23 protein-coding genes are annotated in these 22,640 nt (G+C 64.9%); 18 read left to right on the top strand and 5 right to left on the bottom strand.

Going from position 1 to position 22,640, the window contains the following annotated elements; genetic code table 11:
- Window positions 1-148: 148 nt before the first annotated feature.
- From OOZ51_RS11870 to OOZ51_RS11860, 3 genes are read right to left on the bottom strand one after another with little or no spacing between them, the layout of a single operon-like run.
- Window positions 149-1,000, bottom strand: a complete 852-nt coding sequence (locus OOZ51_RS11870; RefSeq protein WP_265979800.1) for a DUF817 domain-containing protein — start codon at window positions 998-1,000, stop codon at window positions 149-151.
- Window positions 993-1,814: an oxygenase MpaB family protein gene (locus tag OOZ51_RS11865; protein ID WP_265979799.1), complete on the bottom strand. Its 822-nt coding sequence runs from the start codon at window positions 1,812-1,814 to the stop codon at window positions 993-995. The genes OOZ51_RS11870 and OOZ51_RS11865 overlap by 8 nt, the downstream gene beginning before the upstream one ends.
- 22 nt (window positions 1,815-1,836) lie before the next feature.
- Window positions 1,837-2,562 carry a TetR/AcrR family transcriptional regulator gene (locus OOZ51_RS11860; protein ID WP_265979798.1) on the bottom strand — a complete coding sequence of 242 codons (726 nt, stop codon included), beginning with the start codon at window positions 2,560-2,562 and terminating at the stop codon, window positions 1,837-1,839.
- A 135-nt stretch (window positions 2,563-2,697) separates the two neighbouring features.
- On the opposite strand from OOZ51_RS11860, the gene OOZ51_RS11855 reads away from it, so the two are divergent.
- Complete coding sequence (locus tag OOZ51_RS11855) at window positions 2,698-3,633, top strand: NAD-dependent epimerase/dehydratase family protein (RefSeq protein ID WP_265979797.1); 936 nt, start codon at window positions 2,698-2,700, stop codon at window positions 3,631-3,633.
- Here the strand turns inward: OOZ51_RS11855 and OOZ51_RS11850 are convergent.
- On the bottom strand, window positions 3,609-5,816 hold the full coding sequence (locus OOZ51_RS11850; RefSeq protein ID WP_265979796.1) for an MMPL family transporter: 2,208 nt from the start codon (window positions 5,814-5,816) through the stop codon (window positions 3,609-3,611). The genes OOZ51_RS11855 and OOZ51_RS11850 overlap by 25 nt on opposite strands.
- Window positions 5,817-5,891: 75 nt before the next feature.
- On the opposite strand from OOZ51_RS11850, the gene OOZ51_RS11845 reads away from it, so the two are divergent.
- The 14 genes from OOZ51_RS11845 to OOZ51_RS11780 all read left to right on the top strand — a co-directional run bounded on the left by OOZ51_RS11845 (window position 5,892) and on the right by OOZ51_RS11780 (window position 19,014).
- Window positions 5,892-6,428: a MarR family winged helix-turn-helix transcriptional regulator gene (locus tag OOZ51_RS11845; RefSeq protein WP_265979794.1), complete on the top strand. Its 537-nt coding sequence runs from the start codon at window positions 5,892-5,894 to the stop codon at window positions 6,426-6,428.
- A 17-nt stretch (window positions 6,429-6,445) separates the two neighbouring features.
- Window positions 6,446-7,141, top strand: coding sequence for a hypothetical protein (locus OOZ51_RS11840; protein WP_265979793.1), 696 nt, complete (start codon window positions 6,446-6,448; stop codon window positions 7,139-7,141).
- Between the two features lie 13 nt (window positions 7,142-7,154).
- Window positions 7,155-8,444 carry a phage tail sheath family protein gene (locus OOZ51_RS11835; protein ID WP_265979790.1) on the top strand — a complete coding sequence of 430 codons (1,290 nt, stop codon included), beginning with the start codon at window positions 7,155-7,157 and terminating at the stop codon, window positions 8,442-8,444.
- A gap of 1 nt (window position 8,445) precedes the next feature.
- Window positions 8,446-8,937, top strand: a complete 492-nt coding sequence (locus OOZ51_RS11830) for a phage tail protein (protein WP_265979789.1) — start codon at window positions 8,446-8,448, stop codon at window positions 8,935-8,937.
- Between the two features lie 649 nt (window positions 8,938-9,586).
- Window positions 9,587-10,066, top strand: coding sequence for a hypothetical protein (locus tag OOZ51_RS11825; protein WP_265979787.1), 480 nt, complete (start codon window positions 9,587-9,589; stop codon window positions 10,064-10,066).
- Between the two features lies 1 nt (window position 10,067).
- Complete coding sequence (locus OOZ51_RS11820; RefSeq protein ID WP_265979786.1) at window positions 10,068-10,826, top strand: CIS tube protein; 759 nt, start codon at window positions 10,068-10,070, stop codon at window positions 10,824-10,826.
- Complete coding sequence (locus OOZ51_RS11815; protein ID WP_265979784.1) at window positions 10,823-12,343, top strand: phage baseplate assembly protein V; 1,521 nt, start codon at window positions 10,823-10,825, stop codon at window positions 12,341-12,343. Before OOZ51_RS11820 ends, OOZ51_RS11815 begins: the two co-directional genes overlap by 4 nt.
- Window positions 12,343-12,684, top strand: a complete 342-nt coding sequence (locus OOZ51_RS11810) for a hypothetical protein (protein WP_265979783.1) — start codon at window positions 12,343-12,345, stop codon at window positions 12,682-12,684. Before OOZ51_RS11815 ends, OOZ51_RS11810 begins: the two co-directional genes overlap by 1 nt.
- A gap of 13 nt (window positions 12,685-12,697) precedes the next feature.
- Entirely contained in the window at window positions 12,698-13,132 is a 435-nt protein-coding gene (locus tag OOZ51_RS11805) for a GPW/gp25 family protein (protein ID WP_265979782.1), read from the top strand.
- On the top strand, window positions 13,129-15,756 hold the full coding sequence (locus OOZ51_RS11800) for a baseplate J/gp47 family protein (protein ID WP_265979781.1): 2,628 nt from the start codon (window positions 13,129-13,131) through the stop codon (window positions 15,754-15,756). Before OOZ51_RS11805 ends, OOZ51_RS11800 begins: the two co-directional genes overlap by 4 nt.
- Window positions 15,743-16,279, top strand: coding sequence for a phage tail protein (locus OOZ51_RS11795; protein WP_265979780.1), 537 nt, complete (start codon window positions 15,743-15,745; stop codon window positions 16,277-16,279). Before OOZ51_RS11800 ends, OOZ51_RS11795 begins: the two co-directional genes overlap by 14 nt.
- Entirely contained in the window at window positions 16,276-16,746 is a 471-nt protein-coding gene (locus OOZ51_RS11790) for a hypothetical protein (RefSeq protein ID WP_265979779.1), read from the top strand. The genes OOZ51_RS11795 and OOZ51_RS11790 overlap by 4 nt, the downstream gene beginning before the upstream one ends.
- 48 nt (window positions 16,747-16,794) lie before the next feature.
- Window positions 16,795-17,724, top strand: a complete 930-nt coding sequence (locus OOZ51_RS11785) for a PASTA domain-containing protein (RefSeq protein ID WP_265979777.1) — start codon at window positions 16,795-16,797, stop codon at window positions 17,722-17,724.
- A gap of 63 nt (window positions 17,725-17,787) precedes the next feature.
- Window positions 17,788-19,014 carry a pyridoxal phosphate-dependent aminotransferase gene (locus tag OOZ51_RS11780; protein ID WP_265979776.1) on the top strand — a complete coding sequence of 409 codons (1,227 nt, stop codon included), beginning with the start codon at window positions 17,788-17,790 and terminating at the stop codon, window positions 19,012-19,014.
- A gap of 111 nt (window positions 19,015-19,125) precedes the next feature.
- On the opposite strand, the gene OOZ51_RS11775 is transcribed toward OOZ51_RS11780, so the two are convergent.
- Complete coding sequence (locus OOZ51_RS11775) at window positions 19,126-19,968, bottom strand: hypothetical protein (RefSeq protein ID WP_265979775.1); 843 nt, start codon at window positions 19,966-19,968, stop codon at window positions 19,126-19,128.
- An 86-nt stretch (window positions 19,969-20,054) separates the two neighbouring features.
- On the opposite strand from OOZ51_RS11775, the gene OOZ51_RS11770 reads away from it, so the two are divergent.
- The 3 genes from OOZ51_RS11770 (at window position 20,055) to OOZ51_RS11760 (ending at window position 22,600) form a co-directional block, all read left to right on the top strand.
- Window positions 20,055-20,870 carry a methyltransferase domain-containing protein gene (locus OOZ51_RS11770; RefSeq protein WP_265979774.1) on the top strand — a complete coding sequence of 272 codons (816 nt, stop codon included), beginning with the start codon at window positions 20,055-20,057 and terminating at the stop codon, window positions 20,868-20,870.
- 113 nt (window positions 20,871-20,983) lie between these two features.
- On the top strand, window positions 20,984-21,343 hold the full coding sequence (locus tag OOZ51_RS11765; protein WP_265979773.1) for a YciI family protein: 360 nt from the start codon (window positions 20,984-20,986) through the stop codon (window positions 21,341-21,343).
- A gap of 3 nt (window positions 21,344-21,346) precedes the next feature.
- Complete coding sequence (locus OOZ51_RS11760; RefSeq protein ID WP_265979772.1) at window positions 21,347-22,600, top strand: RNA polymerase sigma factor; 1,254 nt, start codon at window positions 21,347-21,349, stop codon at window positions 22,598-22,600.
- Window positions 22,601-22,640 lie beyond the last annotated feature (40 nt).

The raw sequence follows: 22,640 nt of genomic DNA, 5'->3' as shown, positions 1-22,640 counted from the left end.
TCAGGCCCGGCTCAAAGTCAATCCAAAGTTGAGTCAACTACGCTCAACCCCGGAAGGGCCGACGTCGAACTCGCGGGAACGGTGCCGGTTCGCGTGGGCGTCCCGGCGACTCCGCAGCGTTCCGGCGATGTCGACGGCGGGTGTTCCGTCAGGCGTCAGGCGGCGTCGGCTCGTAGACCCATGCCACCAGCACCACGGAGATGATCATCAGGAGGAACCACGAGACAAGCTTGTCCGGGGACACCAAGTGCCAGCCATCCAACTGGCTCGGATACAGCCAGGCATGCGACCACGTTGCGATATTTTCGGCAATCCAGATGAAGAGCGCCACCAGCAAGAAGGCCACGATCAGCGGCATCCGGAACCGGCGTCGGAACACCCGGAAGTACATGACGCACCGGCCATAGATCACGACGACGGCGGCCAGCAGGACCCAGCGGGCATCAACGATGTAGTGGTGCGAAAAGAAGTTCACGTAGATGGCTGCGGCCAGGATCGCAGTGATCCAGCGCCTCGGGTATCTGGAGAAGCGCAGGTCAAAAACGCGGTAGACGCGCACCATGTACGAGCCGACGGCGGCGTACATGAAGCCGCTGAAGAGCGGAACAGCGCCGACCCGAAGGACGCCCTCGGCCTCATAGGACCACGAGCCGACGTCGGTCTTGAACAGTTCCATGACCGTCCCCACCAGGTGGAAGAGCACGATCACTCTCAGCTCACGGAGAGTCTCAAGCTTCGTGGCGACCATGAGTATCTGGATGACCACGGCAGCGATCGTCAGGAAATCGTTCCGGGCCAGGCCAGCGTCGGCCGGGTACCAAAGGTGCGCCCCGAAGATGACGGCGAGGAGCGAAGCGCCAAAGATGCAAGCCCATGCTTGCTTGAGCCCGAACACGGTGAACTCCGTGAGCTTGGTCCGAAGGCCCCGGGCGGGAGCGCGCCCCAGGAAGCGGCTTGCACTCCCATCGATAAGTTCCTCTACCGCGGTGAGTTCACGCATCGGAGTGCTGCTGGCCCGCCCTCACCGGGCCCGTGCGACTCCCGGCCGGGCCGAGTTGGCCAAGATAGAAGTTCTTCGGCCAATGCCTGACCTTCTCCGGCAGCCTGGGATAGGCCATGGCCAAGAGACGCATGGCGCCATCAAAACTGCGCCGATACCACGTATTCCAAGGCAGCCCGAACCCCTCCCGAAGCTGCTCGGGCAGCAGGCCCGCCGTGAGCAAACGGGCCAACGGCATGCTCAGGCGCAACAAGAGCGGCCCACTCACGGGATACAGGAGTTCGCGGGCAACCCTCAAAGCCGCCGCGTCCGGTTCCAGCTTCCCCAACGATTCTTGCCAGTACCTGGCGAAGGCCGAGCGGTCCTCGGGCCAGAGTTCGGGGGGCAGCTGGAGGGCTGTCCCAATCTGCGCGTACTCGCGATAGATACGATCGGCGGTGTCGTCGTCGAGCGTTCCATGGACTCTTTCGTACACGGTGACCGCGGTGTCGTAGAGGGTCGCCACCACCCACAACTGGGATTGCGCGTCGAAGGCGTTGTACCCCTTGGTGGAATCGTCCGCCGCTCGCCGAACCGGAGCGTGCGCACGGTTCACGGCCCGGCGCACCGCAGCCAATTGCTCCTCAGTGCCATAGACCACGGCATAGACGTACGTCATGGTGGCGCGGAGCCTGTCCAGTGGCCGCTCGGCGAAATTGCTGTGCTCCGCGACGCCGTGACCGACCGCCGGATCGGCGATCTGCATCAAGATGGCGCGGCCCGCCCCGGCGAGCAAAACGCCCTCCGCGCCGATGTCAACAAGTCCGCGAGCCATCTAGATACTCTACCGTCGGCGGCTACAACCCCACGATCCCAAGCAGGACCTCCAGCTGGTGATCAAACAGTTCGTCCCGGGCCGCGAACGTGTCCGCCCCGTATTGGCCGAACACCTCGAAGCTGACCGCGCCGAAGACCGACGTCCACACCAGCACACCCCGGGCCACGGCCGGCTCGGGAACGGCGAGGCCCAGTTCGGCCCGGATGGCCTGGAGGTCTGCGGCAAGAGCAGGAGGAACGACGACGGCGGGCGCCACATCGGCGGCCAGCACACCTGCGCGGTGGGCGGCGTCGAAGATTCCCACCATCCGGTAAATCACGCGCGTTCCGGGTTCGGTTGTGCGCTCGGCCGGTGCCTGGTATCCGGGCACCGGGCTGCCGAACAGCAGGGCATAACTGGCGGGTTCGCGCAGGGCCCACTGGCGAACGGCCCGCCCGAGCGCCAGGAACCTTCCGCGGTAGTCATCGTCGGGGAGGGCTTCGACGGCGGCATCCACCTCGTCGCCCAACTCGCCGTAAGCGTCAATCAGGAGAAGGGTCAGAAGTTCGTCGCGGCTCTCGACATACCGGTACACGGCAGAGGAAACCACGCCGAGATCCCGTGCCACAGCCCTCAGGGACAGACCCGCGGCCCCATGGAGAGCAAGGTGCTGGCGGCCCAGCCGGATGATGTCCGCCACGGTCCGGGCCCGGGCGCGCTCGCGGGGTGTCGATTGCTTGGCTGCTGCGGCGGGAGCGGGGTTCATGCATCCAGCATGCCACAAATGAGAGCACTGACAACAAATGTGAGCAGTGCTCTTGACATGCAAACGGGAAGGGCGCATTCTGAATTCAGAGAGCACTGCTCTCCAATCCAATCCCATCAGAAAGCGAGCACCACCATGTACGTCGTCACTGGAGCAGGCCCCGTCGGATGGAACATTGCCGAGCAACTCGCGGAGCACGGAGCGCAGGTTCGCGTCCTGACGCGATCCGGCAGCGGCCCGGACCACCCGCTGATCGAGAAGCTCCGAGTGGACGTCTCGGACCCGGCCAAGTTGGCGCACGCCTTCGACGGCGCCACGGCCGTCTTCCACTGCATCCACGGCTCTGCCTACCGGGCCAAAGCCTGGGCGGCCGAACTTCCTGGAGCGGAGAAAGTGGTGATGGACGCCGCAGCGGCGGCAGGCGCCGTCGTCGTCTTCCCGGAAAGTCTCTACTCGTACAGCGAGCCGGACAAGACCATCACCGAGGGCAGCCCGCGTGAGGCGGCTGGCGGTAAGCGCGGAATCCGGACGGCGCTTTTGAAGGCACGGCAAGCCCACCTGGCCAACACGGTCAGCGTGGTGGCAGGCGATTTCTTCGGGCCACGGGCCCGCCTGGCGCATGCCGGCGAGCGCATGGTTCCGCTGGTCCTCAAAGGCAAAACGGTCCAGGTCCTTGGAAACGCCGATCAGCCCCATGCCTTCACCTACGTCCCGGACCTTGCCGCAGCCATGATCGCCGCCGCGCAAAAGCCCGAACTCTGGAACTCAGTGCTGCACGCCCCGACAGGCCCCGCCATGACAATGCGGGAAATCGCGGGAAACTTCGCACGCTCGGCCGGTGTTCCGGAACCGAAGCTAAGTGTGGTCCCGGGTTGGTTGCTCCGGACCCTTGGCTTGTTTTCCACGGAAATGCGCGAGCCGGCCGAGATGCTGTACCAGTTCGAGCGGCCGTTCGTCATGGACTCCAGGGCAAGCCAGGCCAAGCTCGGGCTCGAGCCGACGCCGCTTGCGGACGCCATGTCGGCAACCGTGGCCTGGTGGCGGGATCAGGAAGTTGCGCTTACCCGATGATGTTTCGCCATCGCACGAGCCCGGCCCAAACGTCCCGGCCACCAAATCCGCCCACCTATGTCGTAGGACAGGGCGGGGACCAGGAGCGATCTCACGATAGTGGTGTCGAGCAGGACGCCGAACGCCACAATGAAGGAGATTTGTGCGAGGAAGAGAATCGGTATGACACCGAGGGCCGCAAAGGTTGCGGCAAGAACAACGCCGGCCGAGGTGATCACCCCGCCGGTGGCCCCGAGCCCTTTCAAGATACCGGCCCGGGTTCCCGCCCCCAGCGATTCTTCCCGGACGCGGGTCATGAGGAAGATGTTGTAATCAACGCCGAGGGCCACGAGGAATACAAAACCGAAAAGCGGAACCGAGGCATCCGCTCCGGGGAATCCAAACACATGATTGAACACCCAAGCTGAGACACCCAACGCTGCCGCATAGGACAGCACTACGGTGCCGATCAGCAATAGCGGCGCCAGGACGGCCCGCAGCAGTGCCATGAGCACCAACAGGATAACGGCCAAAACGATCGGGATAATTCGCCAAAGATCGGCCTGCGCGCTGGCGTTGGTGTCCGCAGCGGTGGCCGTAGTTCCTCCCACCAACGTCCCGGGCGCCTTGTCATGCAGCTTCTGCCGGAGCGTGGCGACGGTCTGTTCAGACTTCGCCGAATCTGCCTCGGCGGACAGGGTGGCATTGATCAGCACCCGCCCGTCCCGTACCAAAGGCGCGGCCTCCGCCGGAGGTTCCGCCAGCGGACGGCCGCCGGAGCCGGTTTGAGCGACAACCATGGCCGCATCGGAGATGCCTCCCTGGGCTTTGACGTCCGCAAGTACCGCGGTTGCAGCCTTCTGGTCGGCAACAATGACCACCGGGCTTCCTGCGCCGGCGGGATAGTGCCGGCCCAGTGCCGCCTGGCCGTCCACTGCCTCCGATTTGCTCAAGATGAGCGCGGACTGCGGAACCCCGCTGGCTTGGAGCTGCAACAGCCCGGAGGCGCAGACCACCAAGACGGCGGCGGCGCCCAGCCAAACGGTCCTGGGCCGCTTGGCTATGATGCTTGCCAGAAGCCTCCAGACCCGGGGAATGTCGGAGTTGGCTGGGGCTTTCCTCGGGGTGCGTGGCCAAAATGCGGTCCTGCCGAGCAAGCCAAGGGTGGCAGGAAGGAGCGTCAGGCTGGCCAACATCGAAAAGCCGATCCCGATTGCGCCGATAGGTCCGAGGCCGCGGTTTGAGTTCAATTCGGAGAAGAGCAGGCAAAGCAACGCCAAGGCGACCGTGGTCCCGGATGCCAGGATGGCCTCAAAGCTGCCCTTGTAGGCACGTCCGAGCGCTGACCATTTGTTCGACATATGGCCCAAAGCTTCGCGGTAGCGGGCCACAAAGAGGAGGGCATAGTCGGTGGCAGAGCCGACCACCAAGATGGACAGGATGCCCTGGCTCTGCCCTGTCAATTGGACTGCGCCCGCCTTCGCCAAGGCAAAGATCACCAAAATGGAGCCGCAAAGTGCGAAGACTGAGGTAAGCAACACAGCAAAGGGCAGCACCACGGATCGGTAGACGGCCAGCAGGATCACCAGGACCGCACCCAAGGCCGCGAAAAGAAGAATCCCGTCGATACCGCCAAAGGCGTTGACCAAATCAGCAAGGAAACCCGCCGGCCCGGTCACATATGCGGCAGTCCCCGCGGGAAGCCCGGCATCGTCTAGATAGCCGGTGGCCTTTGCGCGAAGCGATTGGATGCTCCCCTTGACCCCGTTCCCTTGCTCCATTGGGACAAGGAATTGCGCCGCCCTGCCGTCCGCGGACGGAATCGGTCCGACTAGCGACGCCGAGTGGCTGACCCCATCGACGGCAGCCAGTTGGGTGCCAAGGGACCCCAGCCCAGCCAATTGGGCGGGCGAGAGCTTCTCCGGCGACTCGATAAGCACCACTGCTGGAATGCTGCTGGCGGAAGTGAACTTGTTCTGCCATTCCCGGGCTTCGGTGGATTCAGCGCTGGCCGGAAGGAAGGAAGCTTGGTCATTACTGGACACCTCGCTGAGCTTTCCGAAGGTAGGCCCGCCGAATCCGCCGACCACCATCCACGCGATCAGTGAAAGGACGGCAGCCGCCACCCACCACCGCGAACTGCCGCGGTTACCGGTTCCTAGCCTTTTGCCCACAGACCCCACACCCCTCTCAGTTACTTCCATGATGAAATATATCTATCATGGAGATAATTGGTCAATGATACCCCAGTGGGATAATTTGAGGCTGAAGGAGGCCTCATGGATGACAATCAGTACGTTCCGTCCGCAGCGGCACTCCTCGGGCTCCTCCAGCAGTTCACAGTCGAAACTGAGCGCTACGTGGAGGCCGTCAGTAGCCGCCACCACCTCCATCGCACCGACCTGAATGCATTGGCGGCCATGGTGACCGCCGCCCGCGAGGGCAAGACCATGACTCCTGGCGCGCTCGGAGCCGCGCTCAACCTGAGCTCACCGGCAACAACCGCACTGGTGGATCGGCTGGACCGGGCAGGTCATCTGGCGCGTCGCCGCAGCGAAAAGGACCGCCGCCAAGTTCATCTGGAGATGACCGATTCCGCGCGCGCCACTGGCAGCGAACTGTTTTCTCCCCTGGCGGGCGCCATTGCCCCGGTAATTGGCGCACTTTCGCCGGAAGAACTCCGAACGGTGGTGACCTTCATGCAGGGAGTCGTTGAGGCAACCGTAACTGCCCGCGGTGGCGTCACCCCAAACCGTGAACCATCGAATGGAGTTATTCCTGAGGTCCCAGTGACTCGCAGGCCACTGCGGGAGTAACGTAGTGCACATCGGCTGTGCTGGCCACTTTCGTGGACTGGGGTGTCACCGTGGGTGTTGTGCGATCATCGTTGACCGAGCTCCTCGGGGTGCTTTCCGACGCCATTTCGCCCGAGCGTGTCCGCTTCGATGACGGCTCCGAACCACCTACCGGCCAATCCACCGACGCACCTGTCACTGTCCACACCGTCGCGATGAACAGGGTGGGCCGCTCCCGGCGGGAAGGCCCCCTTCTGGACCTCGAACTCAAAGTAGCCGTGGAATGCCACGGTCCCACGCAACTGGACAACATGGAGAAGCTCCTGGTTGCCATCGAGCAAAACACCCAGTACTCGGTGGTCTCCAGCGGCGAATTCCAGCCGGACGAATACGATTCCGGCATCCGCCAAGGCCTCGGTTTCCTGATCCGCGTCCCTGTGGGGATACGTCTCGACGAGCCTTCCGGCCCGCCGGTCACTGAACCCCTCGTCGCCACGACCAGCGTGGCGCGCCGGATCCACGGAAGGCTTGTCGACGTCCACAACAAAGGCATCCCCGACGCCTATATCCGCCCGCATTCGTCCGTCACCGCCGTCGTGAGCGATCCCACCGGCCATTTCGAGGTCCTGGCCTCGGCGGACGAACTCCAGCACTTTGTCGTGGCTGTCCGCGGCACTGAACGTGAAGTCTCAGCAGACACGAGCAGCCTGCCGGTCATCATCCGGTGGGAGTGAAAGGGAGCACACCATGGCGAATTACCAGGCGCCGGGAGTGTATGTACAGGAAGTGCCCAGCGGTGCACGCTCGATCGGCCAGGTCAGCACCAGCATTGCCGGTTTTGTAGGAGTTTCCCCGGACCCTTTGGCGTATCCGGATGAAGCAAGGGTTCTGGACAACTGGACCCAGTTCGTGGACCAATACGTCGGCAAATCCACGCAGGGGACACCCCTGTCCAACGCGGTCTTCGGATTCTTCGCCAACGGCGGCAGCCGCTGCTACGTGGTCAACATCGGTACCGGTGGCAGCCTCACCGGCACCGCCGCAAAGCCCAGCGGCGTGACCCTGTTCGAAGCGATCGACGACATCTCCATGGTGGCCGCCCCCGGATACGCCGACGCCGAAGCGTACGCGGCGCTGCAGGCCCACGTGGAGCATCCCCTGCGGCAGGACCGCATGGCAATCATGGACACTCCGGAGAAAGTGGACGACGTCGGAGCCCTCACCCGGGCGGCCACTTCCGGTGTGCCGGACGCGCCTAAGTCGGCCGGCGCGAAAGCGGGCGACGAAGGCGACGCGGACACGTCTGACGACCCCAAGCCCGGTACCGACAAGCCGAACGCCGGGCGGGCAACTGGCGAGGACGCGATCGGCGCTCCCCAATCCCCCGGCGGCTACACCGCACTGTACTTCCCCTGGATTGTCATGATCGATCCAGTCTCCGGCAAGAAGGTGACCCAACCGCCGTCGGGCCATGTTGCAGGGGTCTGGGCGCGCGTCGACGCGACGCGCGGTGTCCACAAGGCTCCCGCCAACGAGCCGATCCAAGGGGCACTGGACCTGGTCCGGCGGGTCAGCCGCGGCGAACAGGAAGTGCTGAACCCGGCGGGGGTGAACTGCATCCGCTATTTCCCAGGCGAGGGCATCCGCATCTGGGGTGCCCGGACCAAGGCGCCCGAGGCCAGCGAATACCGGTACGTCAACGTCCGCAGGCTGACCAACATGATCAAGGAATCAGTGGCAGACGGAACGCGCTGGGTGGTCTTTGAACCCAACGACCACACGTTGTGGAAGTCCATCCGCCGCGACATCGGCGCATTCCTGACCAATGTGTGGCGGGACGGGGCGCTGTTGGGTACTACTCCCCAACAGGCCTTCTTTGTGAAATGCGACGAAGAAACCAACCCGCCCGAAGTCCGCGATGCCGGGCAGGTTGTCACCCTGATCGGCATCGCACCCGTCAAACCCGCCGAATTCGTGATCTTCAAGCTCATGCAATCGGCCGACAACACCAGCGAGACAGAGAGCGCAGGAGCCTGAAATGAGCACGCAGCCAAGCAACCCGGCACCTGCTGCCCAACCCGGGAACGTAGTGGACCCGTACCGCGCCTACAACTTCAAACTCGTCATCCAAGGCGTGGTCCAGGGGCATTTCACCAAGGTTGAAGGCCTCGGGCTGAAAATCGACCGCATCTTGTACCGCTCCGGTGGCGAGAACAGCACGGTCCGCGTCATCCCCGGCCAGGTCGAGTACACCCCGGTAACGCTCCGCTACGGACTCACCGACTCCACGGAAATGCTCCAATGGCTGTTCAAGGCCGTCGATGGGCATGTGGAGCGGCGCAACGTCTCCGTCGCCATGCTCAACGACGCCGGCTCGGTGGAGGTCCGTCGCTGGAACTTGCTGGGCGCCTGGCCGTGCGACTGGTTCGGAGCCCCGTTGGACGCCCTCGGCAAGGACCTGGCCATCGAATCCCTCAGCATCGCGTACGACCGCTTGGAGCTCGACGATGCCCGCGCTCCCGTGGCTTGATGGGAGGTGGCCCCGGAACCCGTGGCGTCGTTCGGTGGCGCGGCGGCTCCGGGAACTCGCGGAGAGACTGGAACCGGAGCCGAACCGTGGCGCCAGGGCTGGCTCCCGAGGTGGTGGCCGGCCTGCTGGAGTAGTTGGAATGCAGCGCGGTGTTGGAACGGAAGGCCCGACGCCGGCACGGAGACTGGACATGTCCGGCGCACCGGAGCATTGGGTCCGGTTATTGCTCGACGCCGGCCTCGTCCCGTCCCCTCCCAACGCTCCTGCAGATATACCCCCTTCCAGCCCCAACGCTCCTGCAGATATACCCCCCTCCAGCCCCAACGCTCGCTCACATCCGGACACATACCGCCCGAGTACCGTCAGGGAAACCAGGAGTCCTGGCTCGCTCCAGGACCGCGTCCTTGAGTCCGAGCCCCGGCGGTACACCCGCGAAAATCCAATCCCAGACGACGGTCCGGCGCCTGGTGCTCCCTCTCCCGCCTACGCCGTGACCGTCTCCGAAGCCCCAACCGCCCCAAAGTCGTCCTTCCTCCCCCGGCTGACGCTGGGCAAACGCCTCCAGAGTGCTCACGCCGCTAGCTCCCCTCCCGTCCGCGCTCCGGAACCGGTGGCGGCCTCCTCTCCCTCCGTGCGAACGTCCCCGAGCATGGATTCGGTCGAAACCCTGGCAATCCCCTCCTCGGAGTCCGCATCCCCGGATGCCCCGCAACCACGCCACCTCCTAAGACTCCGCGGGACGCCTTCAGCCAACGCGACAACCCGGCCGGCCCCTGGGCAAGCAACACATCACCCAGGACCCCCAGCCACGGCCATCGAAACAAGCCCACCGGGCGCAGCCCCGGCTGCCGTAACCACCCCACCAAACGCAACCGCCCCTCAGCCGCCCACAACACCACCGCACCGGCCGCCGGAAGCGGCTCCCGCCGTCGTCGTCGGCTTGAAGAATGCAGAGCACCAAGGCCACCCCAGCACGACGGCGGACCGTACCCCCGCCGCACCAATCACCGGAAACTGGCCGGAATTGGCCCCGCGCCCCGCACTGCGCACCACGGAACAAACATCGGCGGCAGCAACAGCAGCGATGGCCCGCGCCGCCCGGCTGAACCGCGAACAGTTGGCGGTCTGACATGGAACGCGTCGCTTTCCTGATCGAGGACACCGGGGAACACCTTGGCTGCCTGCTCAATCCGGAGACGGTGGTGATGTCACGGACCGCCGGTGTTGAGCCGCGGCGTTCGGCGGGCGGCAAGCTGACGGGAACGGGCCTCGCGGACGATCCCCTGCTCTTCACGGGAGGCGGACACACCGAGCTTCGCCTGGATCTGCTGTTCGACGTCGACCTCGCGCCGGCGTCGCTCCATGTCCAGGACGTGCGCCAGATGACGCGGCCCATCTGGGCGCTCGCGGAGAACTCGGCCGAGGTGGAGAGGCAACGCCGGCCGCCGTCGGTCCGGTTCGTGTGGGGGCGCGCATGGAACGTGCCCGGGATCGTGACCGAGGTGGCAGAGCGCTTCGACCGTTTTTCTCCGGATGGCTCCCCCTTGCGCTCGTGGATGCGCATGGTGTTCGTGCGGGTCGGGCAGAGCGCTGACGAGGAAGGGGGCGAGAATTACGAGCTCGCCCAGCGGCTCCCGGCCGTTGATCTAACGGCGCCGCCCGTGGATACGCTCGCGGTGGGCGGCGACGGTAGCACGGACAGGGACGCAACAGCGCCCGACGGCGGCGAGCTGCTTCCGGAGGTTCCGCCGGGTGAGTTGGGGCGCCTCAGCCTGGCCGCCTTTGGCACGCCGCTGCTGTGGAAGTTGCTGCTGGAGTACAACAACATCGACGATCCCGCCCATTTCAACGGCCCCCTCGCCGTTCCGCCGGTTGGCGAGGCGCCATGAAACAGCTCCAGGGCCTCCCGGAACTCATCGTCACCCTCGGGCGACGCCGCCTCTCCGCGGCCGAAACCGCGGCGATCATCTCCGTGCAGGTCCTCAGCTCGCTCGCCAGGCCGGCCCAATGCCTCATTAGCTGGCGCCCCGGCCCGGGACGCTCGGCGACGGCACGCGGCGGGGTGGACCCCGCACCTGGGGACGCCCTGCGCGTGGAATTGGGGGGCCAACGAACTCCTCTTTTCGTGGGCGAAGTGACGGTGGTGGAGCACAGCTACGGGGCAGATCTTTCGCAGGAAGTCAGGGTCCGCGCCTACGATGCCCTGCACCGGTTGAGGAAACGCCAGTTCACCCGGCTGCACAGCGACGTCGATCTCGCCGGGCTGGCCCGCACGCTCACGGAGGGTACGGGCCTGGAAGTGGTGGGCGGCGCAACCCGGCTGGGTGAGGTGTACCAATGTGCCCGCTCGGACTTGAGTCTCTTGGTGGAGCAGAGCGCCCGGGTGGGTGCGTACCCCGTGGTGGATGGCGATGCGCTGAGGCTGACGGAATTGTCCGGCGACGGTGAACCGATTGATCTGGAACTGGGCAGTAGCCTGCATTCGGCCGAGGTGGAGTTGAGCCAGGAGCCGGCGTATCTCGGTGCCAAGACCTCGGGCTGGCGGTCCGACGACGCCTCGGTGCAGCAGGCCACCGCAGGGAGCAGCGACGCCAAGGCCAACGTCTCCGCAGACCCTGCGCTGGCCAGTGTTGGCGCCGGCGGCGAACTCCTGCGCGACAACGAGTCCTTCGCCTCCGAATCCCTGGCCCGTGGCTTGGCCCAGGCGGAACTGGACGTCCGGATGGCGGGGCAAGTCACCGCCGTCTTCGTGGCCGACGGCGATCCCCGCCTCCGCGCCGGGCGCCGGGTGCGCGTACGCGGACTCGCGACGTCGCTCGAAGGCACCTATGCAATTGCCACCGCCACTCACAAGCTGGACGGCACGGGCTACGAAACCACCATCACCACACGACCCCCGGAACCCCCGACCGCCCGGCGTCCCGACGTCTTCACCCTGGGCACCGTGCTGGACGTTGAGGATCCGGAAGGACGCGGCCGGGCACGGGTCCGGCTGCCCGCGTATCCGCCGCTGGAATCAGCCTGGGCACCCGTCCTGACAATGGGAGCCGGCGCAAGGAAAGGTTTCGTGGTGCCGCCCGCCCCGGAGGACACCGTGCTGGTCCTGCTTCCCGCCACGGATCCGGCGCAGGCCATCATTCTGGGCGGGCTCTACGGCCGGGAGCAGACGCCGGACAACACAGTGAACACCCCCCGGGACAGCCGCTACACCTTCCGTAGCGCTAACGGGCAGCAGATAGTGCTCGACGGCGGCAGCCGCACCATCAGTTTCACGGACGGGCACGGCTCCACGGTGGAACTCGGGCCGGAGAAGCTGCGGATCACCTCGGCAACGGACCTGGTCCTGGAGGCACCGGGCAGGGCCATGAAGATCCGTGCCAAGACCGTCGATTTCGAGGAGGCCTGATGCTGAAGTTCCTGGTCAAGGAGGCCATCCTGCGCTGCGGGCACGACGGCAAAGTGGAAAACGTGCCTTCCCAGAAGTGGGTTCGTGTTGCCGATTCGCTGGTTTTGGTCGAAAACGATCCCCAGGGACGCGACATCAGCATGTGCCCGAACGTTGGCCTCAACATCAAGCCCTGCACCAAGACGCTGCCGGTGATCAAGGGCTATTCGGGTTTTGTCCGGATCGGTGGCAAGAAGGTCTGCCTGGACACTGTGGAGGGCTACACGGACGGCACTCCGCCCGGTGCCGTGAAGTACACGGTCCGGAGGCCGGGCCAGGAATTCGTGGCGGCGGGGTCATGAGAGGCGGCCAGCCGTGAGCATCCCCAGATACAAGTCGGTGGCATTCGTCCATCCAGATTTCGATGCCGCCACCGGCCTTCCCGGCTTGCGGCTGACCCCCGACGGACGGCTCGCCACCGTCACGGATGCAGCTTCCGTGCGCCAGGCGCTCCTCCTGCTGCTGAGCACCAGGCCCGGCGAGCGCGTCAACCGGCCCACCTACGGCTGCCATCTGTTCAGGCTCGCGTTCGCGCCCGCGGATGACACCACGGCGGGCTTGGCCATCCATTATGTGGCCAGGGCCGTGGAGCAATGGGAGCCCCGGATCACAGTCCTATCCTTGGACGCGTCCCGGTCCCCCGAAAGTCCTGAAGTGCTGGAGGTCCGGTTGCGCTACCGGGTCCGTTCAACCCAGCTCGAGGACCAGCTCGCCATCGCCCTGCCCGTTGATTCCGGAGGTGCAGCATGAGTATCCCCGTGCCGAATCTTGACGATCGCAGCTTCGCGGACTTGGTGGCCGGTGCCCGCGAGCGCATCCAGCAGATTGCCCCGGATTGGACGGATCTCTCTGTCCATGATCCCGGCATCACCATCCTCGAGGCTTTCGCTTACCTCACGGACACCCTGATGTACCGGCTCAACCGGGTACCGGAAAAGCTGTATGCGGTCTACTTGAACCTGCTTGGAACCAGCCTGTACCCGCCCAGCACCGCCGAAACCGTCCTCGAGTTCACCCGATCGTCGGCGGGAAGCAGTACCGACAGCCAGGACATCCGCATCCCCCGCGGGACCCAGGTCAGCTGCCTGCCCGGCGTGCCCGGCGCCCCTCAACCGGTGTTCACGACGACGACGGCGGCCGTCCTCGCGGCGGGCCAGTCCAGTGTGCAGGTCCCGGCAGCCGATGTCACCTTGTACGACGCCGTCCCCATCGGCGTCGGAACCGGCCGACCGGGCCAAAGCTTTGTCATCCCCAACGCGCCCATTGTCTCCGGGGCGGGCCTGTCCATCGCCATAGAAGTCCCCGCGGGCACCCAGCTGAGCAGCGGCGAAGCCGTCCTGGTAGATGGCAGGCCTTTCCGGTTTTGCCGCGAAGTTGAGGCCTTCGCAGACGCGGGCCTGGATGAGGCGCCAGTCCGGATCGATCGGAGTGCCGGCGTCGTGATGTTCGCATGGTGGGACGAGGAGTCCGTAGCGCGGACGGCCGTTGTTCCGGGTCCGGGGGCCGAGGTGCGCGCCTGGTACCGCGGCGGCGGAGGCCTGCGCGGCAACGTCGGCGCGGGCCAGTTGACGGTCATGCGCACCCCGATCCCGGGGCTGAAGGTCAGCAATCCGGAACCTGCCACGGGAGGCCGCGATGGCGAATCGCTGGAGAATGCGCTCCGCCGGGCACCGCAGGATTTCCAGGCCCGGGACAGGGCCGTCACTGTGCGCGACTACGAGGTCCTGGCCATGCGTCACGGTGGTGTCGCCAGGGCGCGTGCGTTCACGCGGCGGGACATCTGGGCTTTCGCCAAACCCGGCGAGGTGGAGGTAGTGCTGGTGCCGTTCGTGCCGGGTGCGCCGGGTCCTGTGCGCGCCGCCGAACTGAACGCCCAAGCACGTGAAAGCGTCCGGCTCGAGGTTGAACAGTACTTGCGCCGCCGGTCCACCGTGGGGGCAGAGCCCGTGGTCCGCTGGGGCCTCTATAAACAAGTGCTGGTGGACGCCAGGATCGTAGTCCGGCCAGATGAGGACGCCGAGGCCGTGAAGTCCAGGATCGTGGGCCGGCTCGCGGAAGGGATCAGTCCCCTGAGCTTGAGCTCTTCCAACTACGGTTCGGGCTTCGGCAAGCCGTTGCGCGTCTCCAACCTCTACCGCGCCGTGGAGGAAGCCGAACCCGGAGTCCAGTACGTGGACCGGGTGCGGCTCGAAGTGGACAAGGTTCCGGACGCCGATGCCTTGGCGCTGGTGCAGGCCGAGGGACAGGACAACACCTGGTTTGTCGCCCGGGACAGTACCCTCTTCCGCACTACCAACGCGGGCGATGGCTGGGAGGCTTGCGCCGAATTCGGATCGGAGGCGGCCAGCGAACCGGTAAGGTCCATCGCGCCTTTCCGCTCCCCGGCTCCGGGCCGCTTCGGCGCCGGTGGCTTTGGCCCTGGCGGTTTCGGTCCCGGACAGCATCCCGGCATGGTGGCGGTCAGCACCGTGACCCCCACCGGATCGCGCATCTACGTCAGCGAGGACCTCGGCGAATCGTGGCGGCGGGCCGCGGAACTGGGCTTCGTCGTCGCGGACTTGTGCTGGGTGGACCGGCAGGGCGTCCCGGTGCTGCTTCTCGCCGGCGAGCACGGACTCTATGAGCTGCCGATGGGCGAGGGCGCCATCCCGGTCCAGAACGTGGTGGACGCGAGCCAGCCGGACCGTGGCTTCTACGCGGTGGACGCACTCGTGGACGTGCGCGGCCGAACCGGCGTGGTGGTGGCTGCCGAAGCCTCCGCCGGCATTTGGCTCTCGCCCGACGCGGGAGCGGCCGGCAGCTTCCATCAGATCAAATCCGCGGGCGAGGACATCCGCTGCATGACGATCCAGTACGACGGCGGCGCAAGCTATGTCTGGCTCGGCCGTTCCGTGCCGGAGGGTACAGGGACGGGCTGCCTCCGCTTGAAGATCGACGAACTCGCCCGCACCCAGTTCGACGCTACCCTCATGGCTTCCTGGGAACAGTTCAACACGGGCTGGACTGGTGGCAGTTGTTGGGGTGTCCATGTGATGGGCAATGCCGCCTATGCTGCCACCCAGAGCGGAGGCGTGCTTCGCCTGCAGCTCGGGCAGGCTTCCGCGCAGTGGAGCGTGCCAGACGTGAACTGCAATCTGCCCTTGCGGGACAGGACGCGTTTCGAGCCCGTCCGCGCGGTGTCCGGCGTAGTGCGCGACGACGGTACGCAGCTTGTGCTCGCATCCGGCCCAAAGGGGATCTACCGGAGCACGGACAACGCCGTTTCTTGGGCGAGCTGCACGCGGCGGATGGTTGACGACGTAGTGACCCTCCCGAACACGTGGCTGTTCTGCTCCGGCGACCACCGAATCGAAGTGGTGCATGGCAATGGTTGAACCCGTGCTGCGTAACTCCCCGATGCTGAAGGTCATGCCCGAGATCTACCAAGTGGCGGCGGAAACCAGCACGCCGTTGCAGGCCCTCATCGCCGTGGCGGAGGACATGCAACAGCCCGTCCGGGACGTCTTGGACCGCATCCACACCGTTCCCGATCCCGGCCGCTCGCCGTCGTCGTTCATTCCGTTTCTGTCGCGCTGGGTGGACCTGGACTGGCTGACCCTACCAGGCCCGGAATCCGTGGACTCCGCGGCGGCAGGAGTCCCGCTGGCCCGGCAACGGGACCTGATTGCGTGCGCGGCCTCGTTGTCCGCACGCCGGGGCACCGTGGACGGTCTCACCCGCTTCCTGCAGCTGGCCACCGGGATCGCGGGGTTCGGCGTCGAATCCGTCCCGGGCGAGTTCCACATCAAGGTTCTGGTCCCCGCGGCCGCCGCTGGGCAAGGGGAGCTGATTCGCAGAATCGTCAAGGGCATCAAGCCTGCCCACGTCACGGACGAGATCGCGGTGATGGACTCGTGAACGATGAGAACCGGAAGCCAATCATCGCGGTGGTCCTATGCGGTGTCATCGCCGTGCTCGTGCTGGTTTTCGGCGTCAGTTGCGGCGGCGGGAACAACAACGCGGCGGCCACCTGGCAAGCGGGGTTCTCGCAGGCTGCCAAAGGAGGCATCCTCGCTTCCTCGGATCTCATGAGCCCAGGCGGCCAATGCTCCGCGGCGGCAACACAGCTGCTGGTGGCGGGAAGCTGCATCTTCGAGGTCAGGAAATTCGGGGGCCCGTTCGATCTGGGCAGCCCCACCAAGCGTGCCCGGCTGGCTCCCCAGCAAGCAGTCACCGTGACCCTTGTCGTGGAAGGCACGCGAACAGAGCAGGACGTCACAGCAGGCGACACCGTCAGCCTGACCTTCGGCACCTCCGGAGGTCAGCTAGGCATCACGTGCCGCGTTGTTGGCACGTGTGCGCTGAAGCTCCTGGAAGCAGGATGACGTGGCCGCCAACTTTTCCATTGCCATTGCCCGAAAGGCGGTTGTCGCATGAGCACCATCACCATGACGCTGAGTTCTCCCACGGTGGAGCTCAAGGATGGCAAAGGCTCCCTCACAGCGTCCGTGACGAACGGAGCTCCCGGCCCCGAACGCGTGGTGTTGGGGGCCTTTCCCGGCACGGAGAGCACACCGCCGTCGCCGAGCTACACCACCATCCCCACTCCGTTGCGGACTATCGCCGCCGGAGCCACGGAGCAATACCTAGTCAACTTCGACACCACCGGTGCCGCACCGGGCTCATATCCCGTGAAACTGATCGCCTACTCTGCCGACGACGCCCCTGAGGACTATGCCGACCAGGCCCACGTGGTCACGCTGACCGTCACCAAGCCCACCGAACCGACCAAGCCGAGGCCCGGATTCCCGTGGCTGTGGGTGATCATCGGCGGCGTCGTGCTGCTGGCGGCGATTGGTGGAGTGATTTGGTTCCTTCTCAAGGACGTCAACGTGCCGGACGTGAAAGGCAAGGCGCAAGCTGAGGCGGTGCAAATCCTCAAGAATGCCGGCTTCTCGGCAGCTACAACGGACAAGGAAAGCGATCAAGCCGCCGGGACAGTGGTCGCGCAGTCTCCCGAGGCCAACAAGTCCGCCGGGCGCGGTTCCATGGTCAACCTGGAGATCGCGACGCCGGTGAAATCGGTGGTGCCCGCGGTCCTGGGCTTGCACATCGAAGATGCACGGACAGCCTTCCAGAACGCGAAAATCCAGCTGGATTTCACCCAGGGCTCCGTGTGCCAGGCCTCACCCGGAGGATTCCTGCAAAGCTGCGTTGTGGTGGGCGTCAACCCCGATGTCGGAAGCAAAGTGAACCAAAACGCCCTGGTATTGGTCCGCACAGAAATCCGGGGCATCATCATCGAGCCGAACCCGATCAACATCTGCAAAGTCCAGCCGCAGATCTGCGCGGTCAAGCAGTAGGGCCTACTTGATGCTGCGCGTAATCCGGTGCCGAAAACAGTGCCGCCCATGAAAAGATCAACCATGCGTCCGATGCAGCACTCCAGCAAACTACAGAACGTCCGCTATGAACTCCGTGGGCCTATCCTCCAAGCGGCGAAGACCATGGAGGCCGAAGGGCACCGGATCCTCAAGATGAATCTCGGGGACACCGCGCCGTTCGGGCTGGAAGCGCCGGAGTCCGTTGTGGTGGACATGATCCACCACCTGCGAGGCGCCCAAGGGTACAGCGATTCCAAGGGGATTTTCACGGCGCGGACCGCGATTTCGCAGTACTACCAGACCAAGAACCTCATGAATATCGGCGTCGAGGACATCTTCATTGGCAATGGCGTCAGCGAACTGATCTCCATGACGCTTCAGGCCTTTCTGGAAAACGGCGACGAGGTCCTCATCCCTGCGCCGGACTATCCCTTGTGGACGGCCACGGTGACCCTCACTGGCGGTAATCCGGTGCACTATCTCTGCGATGAGGGCCAAAACTGGTGGCCGGACATGTCCGATGTCGAGGCCAAGATCACCAAACGCACCAAGGCCATCGTCATCATCAACCCGAACAACCCCACCGGCGCGGTATACCCTCGCCATATCCTGGAGCAGTTCGCGGCACTGGCCCGCAAGCATGATCTGGTGCTGTTCTCGGACGAGATCTACGAAAAGATCCGCTACGAGGACGCCCAGCACATCCACACCGCTTCCGTGGCAGACGACATCTGCGTCCTGACCTTCAGCGGCCTCTCCAAGGCCTATCGGATGCCCGGGTACCGTGCAGGGTGGGTCGCAGTGACCGGTCCGCACGCAGCCACCGCTGAATACCGTGAGGCGCTGGAGCTCCTTGCTTCGCTCCGGTTGTGCTCCAACGTTCCAGCGCAGCACGCCATCCAAACCTGCTTGGGCGGCTACCAGAGCATCGAGGAACTCATCAGGCCAGGTGGCAGGCTCCGGGAACAACGGGATCTGGCGTTGAAGCTCCTGACGGCCATCCCGGGGGTGAGTTGCGTTCCGGCTGCCGGGGCCATGTATTTGTTCCCGCGGCTGGATCCTGAGGTCTACCCGATCGAGAGCGACGAGAAATTCGTCCTGGACCTCCTGCAGGACCAGAAGATTCTGGTCTCCCACGGCTCGGCCTTCAACTGGCCAAACCCGGACCACTTCCGCTTTGTTATCCTGCCGTCCGTCCGGGAGATCGAGGAGGCCGTGCGCAGGATCGCCACGTTCCTGGCAGCCTATCGAAACCGGCCACAGGAGTAGGGCCCTTTACAACCTCACTCACCTATGGCGGCGTTTCCCCCAACGCTCACTCACATGACGTGAGCGAGGGTCTTCGAAAAGGTCACCAAAAGTGAGCGAGCGTCCGGGATGTCAGTCGCCTCCCGAGCCGCTGACCCGCAGCGCGTTGACAATGGCCGGGATGGATCCGATGAGCATGATGAGCGCCCACACCAAGGCCACCACCACCGTGATGAGCGCCCAGAACTGATCCCCGATAGACACGAGCGGTCCGGGGAGGAATCCGTGGATGAGGCCAAGAATGAGCTGCAGAAGCACCGATACCAGAAGCAGCACCACAAGCCCGGTGACCTTCAGGAATTTCGGCTGGCTCAGGACCAGCAACACTGCGAAAACGATCTTCAGCAGTAGGAGGAGGGCGAGGATGGCCGCCGCCTGGCTCGTGGGAAAACTCCCCCATAACGCCAGGTAGGCAATAGTCCCGAAGGGTGCAGCCACGAACAGGCCGAACATCAGGAACAGCTTTGCCAAGGCCAAGAGGGCCGTGAGGAACGCGCCCACCACCCAGAGAAACGTGACAATCAACGTGACGATGCCTTGAACCCGGCCGTAAACCCGCAGGTCCATGATCAGGCTGAGCCCGAGCATCACCACCGTGAACAGCAACAGCCCGTCCAGGAACGCAAGAAAACCGATTCCCGCGCCCGGCGGCGCAGCTGACGCGCGTTGGGTTTTGAGGAAGACGTCGATAGGAACGCCGAGCTTGTCCGCTTGGTCAGGGGAAACGGGCTCGACGGCGGTCCCGCCGAGGAGGATCGACAAGCCGATTTCAGCCAGGACAACCAAAGCGAAGACGGCCACTGCCGCAATAAAGAATGGGCGACGCAAGGCCTCCGGGGATGTTCCATCACGCAGCCCGCCAAGGCCCGATCCGCGCCCCAGCTGCGACCCCCGACCCCACCACGCTGCGGCCATGGGTCCATTGTGGCAGGCGGGCAGTCGAAAACAAGGTTTCGCCCAAGTTCCGCTCGCTTTCGACCCCATCGGGGTAGCGTTTCCCTATGAACGAGCAGAAGCCTGAAGACGTCTACACACACGGCCACCACGAGTCCGTCGTACGTGCCCATGCCTCCCGGACAGCTGAGAACTCTGCCGCGTTCGTCATCCCGCATCTCACCGCCGGGACCTCAGTGCTCGACGCCGGATGCGGACCTGGGAGCATCACCTGCGACTTCGCGGAGCTGGTGGCTCCCGCGAAGGTAGTCGGGCTGGACCGTTCCGCCGAGATCGTGGCCCAGGCTGCCTCGCTTGCGGCCGAGCGGGGTGTGGAAAACGTGGAATTTGTGACCGGCAACATCTACGATCTCGACTTCGAGGACGAGACCTTCGACCTCGTCCACGCCCACCAAGTCCTCCAACACTTGACCGATCCCGTGGCCGCGTTGCGCGAAATGCGGCGGGTCGCGAAGCCCGGTGCCATCGTGGCGGTGCGCGACGCCGACTTCCACGGCATGAGCTGGTACCCCGAGGTCCGGGAGCTCGACGATTGGATGGAGCTTTACCAGAAGATCGCCCGACGGAACGGAGCGGAGCCCGACGCCGGGCGGCGGCTCGTGTCTTGGGCGCAGCAGGCGGGCTTCACCGACGTCGCTCCCTCCAGCAGCAACTGGCTTTATGCCACCGCGCAGCAGCGCCGCTGGCAGTCACGGGTGTGGAGCGATCGCGTCCTGCACTCGGCGTTTGCCGAGCAAGCGCTGGAATACGGGCTGGCCAACGAGGCCGATCTGGCGCGGATTGCAGCCGGTTGGCACCGTTGGGGCTCCACTGATGACGGCTTCTTCCTGATCCCGAACGGGGAGGTCATCGCACGGGCCTAGCGGCCCGCCAAAAGTTTCTTGAGAAATTCCACCAAGCCATGTCGAAAACCGTCCTGTAGTTCCGACCCATGAACGAAAGCGCCCAAACGGAGCGCCCTCATAAGGAGTTCGAGATGAAATACATGATCATGATGTTTGGATCCGCCGAGGGCATGATGGAGACTGCCGACCCCGAATGGATCAAGGAAATGATCGGGTTCATGATCCAGATCGACAAGGATCTCACCGATTCCGGCGAGATGGTCTTCAACGCCGGATTGGCCGATGCCAGCACTGCCAAGCTGGTCAAGAATACGGATAACGGGGTCATCACCACCGACGGACCTTTCGCAGAGGCCAAGGAGTCCCTGATCGGCTACTGGGTGGTGGACGTCGCCAGCGAGGAACGGGCCGTGGAAATCTGCTCCAGCATCGTGAAATACGCGCCCGTCGTGGAGCTTCGCCGCGTCCAGGACGAGCCGCCGGAGGTATAGCGTTTGACCGGGCTTTCCGGGGAACCCATTCTCGAGGACCTGCTGCGCACGCTCGCGCCGCAGGTCCTTGGCGTGCTCGTGCGCAGGCACGGGCAATTCGCCGAGTGCGAGGACGCCGTCCAGGAGGCTCTGCTCGAGGCCGCGTTGCAATGGCCCACGTCCGGTGTCCCGGACAGCCCCAAGGCGTGGCTGCTCACCGTAGCCACGCGTCGCCTGGTGGACCAGTGGCGCAGCGAGAGTGCCCGGCAGGCTCGCGAAGAACGCGCCGCAGCCTTGGAGCCGCCGCCCGGCGAGGAGCCTTCTTCAGTTGGTGACGCGGACGGGTTTGCAGAAGATACCCTCACCCTCCTTTTCCTCTGTTGCCACCCCGCTCTCTCAGCACCCTCGCAGCTTGCACTGACATTGAGGGCAGTCGGAGGGCTCACGACGGCGGAAATCGCCAGCGCGTTCCTCGTCCCGGAAAGCACCATGGGCCAGAGGATCAGCAGGGCGAAGCAGGGCATCAAGAAGGCAGGGGCCCATTTCGAGCCCCCTGAAGCCGCGGAGCGGCAGGCACGGCTCGGCGTCGTACTCCACGTCCTGTACTTGATCTTCAACGAAGGCTACGCGGCGAGTTCCGGCCCATCCATGCAGCGCGAAGACCTCACCGCGGAGGCCATCCGTCTCACGGGGCTCCTGCGGGTGCTGCTCCCGGGCGAACTCGAGGTAGGCGGACTGCTTGCCCTCATGCTTCTCACCGATGCACGACGCCGGGCGAGGTCGCTGCCGGACGGCATGCTCGTGCCGCTCGCCGAGCAGGACCGCGGGCTGTGGGACACTGCGCAGATCGCCGAAGGCCTTGAACTCTTGTCAACGGTGCTGGGCGTTGGTCGTCCGGGGCCCTACCAGTTGCAGGCTGCAATCGCGGCGGTCCATGCCGAGGCGGCATCAACGGACCAGACTGATTGGCCGCAGATCCTCGCTTTGTATACGGTTCTCGAAGCCATGGCCCCAAGCCCGGTTGTGACGCTCAACCGGGCCGTTGCGGTGGCAATGGTGGAAGGGCCACGGGCCGCCCTTGAGCTATTGGATGGGCTTGATATGGAGCTGAAAAACTGGCACAGGCTCGACGCCGTTCGCGGGCACCTGCTCGAAATGTCCGGAGAGCTTGTGGGGGCCAGGGAGTGCTTTCTTGCCGCCGCGAAGAAGACCGGAAGCGTTCAGGAGCGGCAGTATCTTCTGGTGAAGGCGGCCAACCTCGGGCAGTTGTCCACATAGGCAAAGTAGCCCCTGTCTGTGGCTTGCGGCCGCGAATAGC

It is taken from the genome of Arthrobacter rhizophilus, assembly GCF_026241105.1.
In the GTDB taxonomy this organism is placed as follows: domain Bacteria; phylum Actinomycetota; class Actinomycetes; order Actinomycetales; family Micrococcaceae; genus Arthrobacter.
Note: the sequence above shows the minus strand (reverse complement) of the source record. Positions and strands in the feature narration are given on the sequence as shown.

What these genes read in the sequence shown, in the direction of transcription:
- OOZ51_RS11800 (WP_265979781.1), top strand. Translation starts at nt 13,129, where the DNA reads ATGAGTATCCCCGTGCCGAATCTTGACGATCGCAGCTTCGCGGACTTG.
- OOZ51_RS11780 (WP_265979776.1), top strand. Translation starts at nt 17,788, where the DNA reads ATGCGTCCGATGCAGCACTCCAGCAAACTACAGAACGTCCGCTATGAA.
- OOZ51_RS11825 (WP_265979787.1), top strand. Translation starts at nt 9,587, where the DNA reads ATGGATTCGGTCGAAACCCTGGCAATCCCCTCCTCGGAGTCCGCATCC.
- OOZ51_RS11815 (WP_265979784.1), top strand. Translation starts at nt 10,823, where the DNA reads ATGAAACAGCTCCAGGGCCTCCCGGAACTCATCGTCACCCTCGGGCGA.
- OOZ51_RS11765 (WP_265979773.1), top strand. Translation starts at nt 20,984, where the DNA reads ATGAAATACATGATCATGATGTTTGGATCCGCCGAGGGCATGATGGAG.
- OOZ51_RS11845 (WP_265979794.1), top strand. Translation starts at nt 5,892, where the DNA reads ATGGATGACAATCAGTACGTTCCGTCCGCAGCGGCACTCCTCGGGCTC.
- OOZ51_RS11820 (WP_265979786.1), top strand. Translation starts at nt 10,068, where the DNA reads ATGGAACGCGTCGCTTTCCTGATCGAGGACACCGGGGAACACCTTGGC.
- OOZ51_RS11855 (WP_265979797.1), top strand. Translation starts at nt 2,698, where the DNA reads ATGTACGTCGTCACTGGAGCAGGCCCCGTCGGATGGAACATTGCCGAG.
- OOZ51_RS11835 (WP_265979790.1), top strand. Translation starts at nt 7,155, where the DNA reads ATGGCGAATTACCAGGCGCCGGGAGTGTATGTACAGGAAGTGCCCAGC.
- OOZ51_RS11770 (WP_265979774.1), top strand. Translation starts at nt 20,055, where the DNA reads ATGAACGAGCAGAAGCCTGAAGACGTCTACACACACGGCCACCACGAG.
- OOZ51_RS11810 (WP_265979783.1), top strand. Translation starts at nt 12,343, where the DNA reads ATGCTGAAGTTCCTGGTCAAGGAGGCCATCCTGCGCTGCGGGCACGAC.
- OOZ51_RS11850 (WP_265979796.1), bottom strand. Translation starts at nt 5,816, where the DNA reads ATGGAAGTAACTGAGAGGGGTGTGGGGTCTGTGGGCAAAAGGCTAGGA.
- OOZ51_RS11870 (WP_265979800.1), bottom strand. Translation starts at nt 1,000, where the DNA reads ATGCGTGAACTCACCGCGGTAGAGGAACTTATCGATGGGAGTGCAAGC.
- OOZ51_RS11775 (WP_265979775.1), bottom strand. Translation starts at nt 19,968, where the DNA reads ATGGCCGCAGCGTGGTGGGGTCGGGGGTCGCAGCTGGGGCGCGGATCG.
- OOZ51_RS11865 (WP_265979799.1), bottom strand. Translation starts at nt 1,814, where the DNA reads ATGGCTCGCGGACTTGTTGACATCGGCGCGGAGGGCGTTTTGCTCGCC.
- OOZ51_RS11785 (WP_265979777.1), top strand. Translation starts at nt 16,795, where the DNA reads ATGAGCACCATCACCATGACGCTGAGTTCTCCCACGGTGGAGCTCAAG.
- OOZ51_RS11795 (WP_265979780.1), top strand. Translation starts at nt 15,743, where the DNA reads ATGGCAATGGTTGAACCCGTGCTGCGTAACTCCCCGATGCTGAAGGTC.
- OOZ51_RS11860 (WP_265979798.1), bottom strand. Translation starts at nt 2,562, where the DNA reads ATGAACCCCGCTCCCGCCGCAGCAGCCAAGCAATCGACACCCCGCGAG.
- OOZ51_RS11830 (WP_265979789.1), top strand. Translation starts at nt 8,446, where the DNA reads ATGAGCACGCAGCCAAGCAACCCGGCACCTGCTGCCCAACCCGGGAAC.